At 47.7% G+C, this 4,384-nt stretch carries 4 protein-coding genes; 1 reads left to right on the top strand and 3 read right to left on the bottom strand.

Annotated features, from left to right (window positions below; all coding sequences use genetic code 11):
• Positions 1-279 precede the first annotated feature (279 nt).
• Positions 280-1,893, bottom strand: a complete 1,614-nt coding sequence (rmuC, locus tag PsAD26_RS05835) for a DNA recombination protein RmuC (protein ID WP_063309652.1) — start codon at positions 1,891-1,893, stop codon at positions 280-282.
• A gap of 415 nt (positions 1,894-2,308) precedes the next feature.
• Here rmuC and PsAD26_RS05830 point away from each other — a divergent pair, with 415 nt between their 5' ends.
• Entirely contained in the window at positions 2,309-2,635 is a 327-nt protein-coding gene (locus PsAD26_RS05830) for a hypothetical protein (RefSeq protein WP_063309651.1), read from the top strand.
• A gap of 187 nt (positions 2,636-2,822) precedes the next feature.
• Here PsAD26_RS05830 and PsAD26_RS05825 read toward each other — a convergent pair whose 3' ends face one another.
• Together PsAD26_RS05825 and PsAD26_RS05820 are read right to left on the bottom strand one after the other, a co-directional pair.
• Positions 2,823-3,425, bottom strand: a complete 603-nt coding sequence (locus tag PsAD26_RS05825) for a hypothetical protein (RefSeq protein WP_063309650.1) — start codon at positions 3,423-3,425, stop codon at positions 2,823-2,825.
• Between the two features lie 68 nt (positions 3,426-3,493).
• Entirely contained in the window at positions 3,494-4,072 is a 579-nt protein-coding gene (locus PsAD26_RS05820; protein ID WP_208985530.1) for a hypothetical protein, read from the bottom strand.
• Positions 4,073-4,384 lie beyond the last annotated feature (312 nt).

Genomic DNA, 4,384 nt, shown 5'->3' with positions numbered 1-4,384 from the left:
TTGGTAATACATGCGAGGCGGGGTCTGGCCGCGTCACGATCTAAAGCCGTGCTGGGCTCTGATCTGGGACCCAACGACCTCCGCCTCGCTACCATTCAAGCACAAAACAAACACACAGGGATCCAGAGCCACCTGCTCAAGCCTTAGCCACAACCCTACTGGAACACACCGAAGACGCCGATGCACTCTACAACGTACTAAAGCATCACTCAGATATGAAAACGGGTCCTTCGAGGACCCGCTTCTCGCGCATAGCCTCACGAAGCACTGAATTTTGCTTCAAACTGGATCTAATGCACCTTCTTTTATTGCTGCCTGAATACCTAGAACCTCTTCTGAGTTAGTTTCAGGCAGAGCTTCAACCGTTCTCAAATTACGATCTAAAGCTCTGGTCCTCACCTCTACATTCTCAAACTCTTTTCCTGCTGCATCGATCTTTTTCCGAACGCTAGCAAGGGTTTTCCCAAATTTTCCAAATTCAGTCTTTACTGCGGCCAATACCTGCCAAACTTCACTAGATCTTTTTTGAACAGCAAGAGTACGAAAACCCATTTGCAGGCTACTGAGAAGTGCTGCAAATGTCGTTGGGCCAGTTACTATAACTCGGAGTTCTCTTTGAAGTTTATCAGCAAGCCCTGGACGGCGAAGAACTTCAGCAAAAAGTCCTTCCGTTGGCAGATACATAATCGCAAAATCAGTAGTACTTGGCGGATTTATATATTTTGTACTGATTGTTTTTGCGAAACCAATAATGCTTCGCTCCAGTTCTGCTGCTGCTTTTTCTTCAGGCCCTTTATCACCAATTTCGGCAGCATCGCGCAGTCGCTCATAAGCTTCGACCGGAAACTTTGAATCTATCGGTAGCAATACCGACGCTTCATCTTCATCTTTCCCCGGCAACTGTATTGCAAACTCTACTCGTTCAAGAGAGTTTTTCTTAACTTCAGCATTTTCTATATATTGATCAGAAGTCAACATATCAGCAAGCAAGCTCGCTAGCTGTGCTTCTCCCCATGTACCGCGAGTTTTAACATTTGTGAGTGTTCTTTTTAGGTCTCCGACATTCCCAGCAAGCGTTTGCATCTCGCCTAGTCCTTTATGAACTTGCTCAAGGCGTTCGCTTACTTGCTTGAACGATTCTCCGAGACGCTTTTCAAGAGTAGACTGCAGCTTCTCATCTACAGTCTTCCGCATTTCGTCAAGCTTCTTCGCATTTTCGTCGCTGAGGTCTTTGAGCTTCGAGTCAAGTTTGCTTCTCAACGCTTCTTGTTGTTCATTTAGCGATTTAGTGAGTTTCTCTTGTCCTAAATCATGCCGTTTTTGTCCCTCACTCAGTGTTTTAGTAAAGAGTTCAAACTGCTCCTTCTGCACACTTGTGAGTTCACCAATCCTTTCACTATTCCGTTTTGAAAGCGATTGGATTTGAGATTCAAGATCTGTTCTCAGATCTTTGATCTTTTCATCTAATTTTCGCTTCAACGCATCTTGTTGTTCGCTGAGTGTCTTGGCCAATTGAGTTTGTACTTTTGTAGATTTATCTAACTGATCATTCAGAGTATTACCAAACAGCTTGAACTGATCTCTATTTGAATCAGAAAGTTTATTAATACTTTCTACAACCTCCTTCCGAAGAGAGGATGCACTATTGCCAGATTCCTCACGTTGCTTACTAAGATGAGAATTGATTGATTCATTATTTGAGCTGATAAGTTCTTTTAGGATATCAATTTTATTTGAAATATCATTATTAGAAGATCTAACATGAGAGAGGTCTTCTGCAATTTTAACCTCATCATTACTCCCGCTAATCTTTCGAATCTTGAGCAATACAATCAATATCAAAAGACACGAAATACCCGATACAATCACACTAACTTCAGCAAAATTTTCCATCACAATCACCAACTAGAAGTTGAACACTATGATAATGAGCTTATTTTAATCAAAGTTTCAATGAACAATGCACATCTCTAGGTTTTATTTCTCTCCCCCACCATCCACACCCTCGTCAAAACCGACAATTTGACAACCTCAGGTTTTCATTCCACATTCATACATGAGGCCTAGAAACCTCCTCTAAGACAGCGGTAACCGCTCCCGTTAACTGGCGGATTTTTTGTGCCTGCTTTATAGGTAGCGCACAAACCCTTTGCTATGAGCGGGAGGGCGGTGAATACAATACCTTCTTCGGGAGGGAATAAACTCGCCTGTCTGTCTTACAGGTTTCTAGCCTCCCGCTCGCCAGTGGGCCCTAGAAAGTCTTGCTGTCGCGCGGTTGTTCAACCCTGTAAAGACAAAGGGATTGAGAATGACCGACTCCGCATGTGCCTGTGGCACCACAAATACGTTCCAAAATGAAATAGACGAAGTCCTCGTCGTTGTCTCTGACCTGCAGAACCTCAGCTATATGCAGCACTTACTGCTGACTGAGAGACTGCAGCACAGCAGCGAACGCGATGCTTTATTCACTTTGCATCATGCCTTCCACGACCGACTGGAAGCACTCCAAAAACGCTGCGGAACTTTATCTAATGCGTATTCTAATCCGAAAACCGCTAGCACTTTTCGGGAATACGCAGGAGAGCGAGTCGCTCATCCGCAGCCGATAAACACCAAAATTCCGCTTCCTGAATAAGCCCGCCCAGCGCTCCACAAAGCAAGGGAACCTGCCCACGTGGAGCAAATGCAGGCGCACTGTGTAAGAGCATTTGGCAACACTGCCATCCGCTCCGGTGCCGGAAGCGAGAACGCACCTACACCCCGCATCCTCGCGGAAAGCACCCTGCTGGCCTGCGGAGCCACCACCCTCCGCAGGCCAGCGCTTATTTACTGGAACAGAACTTCGTCAGCACCGCATCCCACTCAGCAGCAGCATCAATCTCTTTAATCTTGCCAGCTCGCTCATGCTGCGATTTCTCTTGCGCAACTTTCACAAACCACCACGGATGATAAGTTGGCGGTCCCTGACGACCCATCTCATCGCATGTCAGTATGCGCGCCTCTTCAGCAAACTCTTTCCCATCACGCTTGAACTGCTCTTTCTCAGCTTCAGTCATTTTGAGGAAAGTAAGCATTTGATAGAACATGGTCGCAGAGCGAACCGACGTGCCTTCAACGCGACGCGCATCAAACTGCACCTTGATCAGCCCACTCAGAAAGATTGAAAGTTTGCGCGTAGGATCTCTGTGACTGGCACACTCAGAAACTGCAGCCGCAATCATCGGCAGCTCAACATCCGGCGTAATTTTCGACAGTTCCTTGCACTCACGAGAGATGCGACCGCCTTCAGCCTGCGCATTATAAGCTGCCAGCATAGCAGCAAAAGCCAGCACGAGCGTCTTAATATATTGTTTTTGCTTCACTATGACCACCAGAGCAAGAATGCCACCCACAAACCAGCTCTGGCTAATATCAAACGCATCCATCCTCCTCAAGCACGCGCAAGAGGAGGAAAAATCAAACACAATCCGCAGTTGGCACCAAAGCCCAGCGCTTATTTACCAGCGCAAATGCCAGCTTTTGTCAGGGTCAGTTGCCATGCAGCAGCGGCATCAAACGGCGTGACCAGCCCGTCATCATCCTTGTTCGTGAAGGCGCCCATACCGTGCGCAATCATGTATTTCGGGTAGTAATCCGGCGCATCCTGCCCCTTCAGAAACTCACAGGCTTCGGCAATACCGTCCTTGCTGTAATTTTCCAGCGCTGAACCAAACGCAGTGCGCTGCGCCTCGTCCATCTTTTGAAACGTCACCATCCGCAGCACAGAAAGCGCCTGATACGCGCTCTTATCCTTCACCCGCTGCATATCAAAGGTGCCACGCGCAAACGCCATCACATAAAGATCAACGGCAGAGCCATACTGCTCCTTCTCAATGCAATCAAAAATCGACGCATAAAGGTCAGCCGGAGTGTAACTCGTCTTGACGTCCTCCCGCGCAATACAGCCCACATTATGGGTCACCTGCAGGTTTCCCTCGGCCACATGATTGGTGATTTTGCCTTGCGCCTGCGCACCACCGGCAAACAACATTGCCCCGCCCAAAAGGATGAGAGCCAGATACGAAACTTTCAACGAAAACAACTCTCTATAGTCCGGAAAGCGCTCTTCCCGGCACCTCACCAATGCAATCTGCAGGTCCCACTCATACACCCAGCACACCACCCATCACTTGACCTTCGCCAAACACACCCTTGTTATCCGCCAGAGTGCTCTGAGTTCTCCTCAACGCGCCCCTCTCAGTGTCATCCCGCATCGAGTGTACATACCGGAGACATAGGTGACAGGTGTTCGGAGAGATGGTTGACACATTAACATGGCATTCAGGGAGGGACCGGGATGCCTTGGAAAGAGTGTTCAACAATGAAACTTCGAGAAGAGTTTGTC

This window comes from Pseudovibrio sp. Ad26 (assembly GCF_001623285.1).
Classification (GTDB): domain Bacteria; phylum Pseudomonadota; class Alphaproteobacteria; order Rhizobiales; family Stappiaceae; genus Pseudovibrio; species Pseudovibrio ascidiaceicola.
The sequence above is the reverse complement of the archived record's forward strand: the minus strand, read 5'-3'. Positions and strand labels throughout refer to the sequence as shown.

Coding starts and splice junctions, on each gene's coding strand:
- rmuC (WP_063309652.1), bottom strand. CDS start 1,893: ATGGAAAATTTTGCTGAAGTTAGTGTGATTGTATCGGGTATTTCGTGT.
- PsAD26_RS05830 (WP_063309651.1), top strand. CDS start 2,309: ATGACCGACTCCGCATGTGCCTGTGGCACCACAAATACGTTCCAAAAT.
- PsAD26_RS05825 (WP_063309650.1), bottom strand. CDS start 3,425: ATGGATGCGTTTGATATTAGCCAGAGCTGGTTTGTGGGTGGCATTCTT.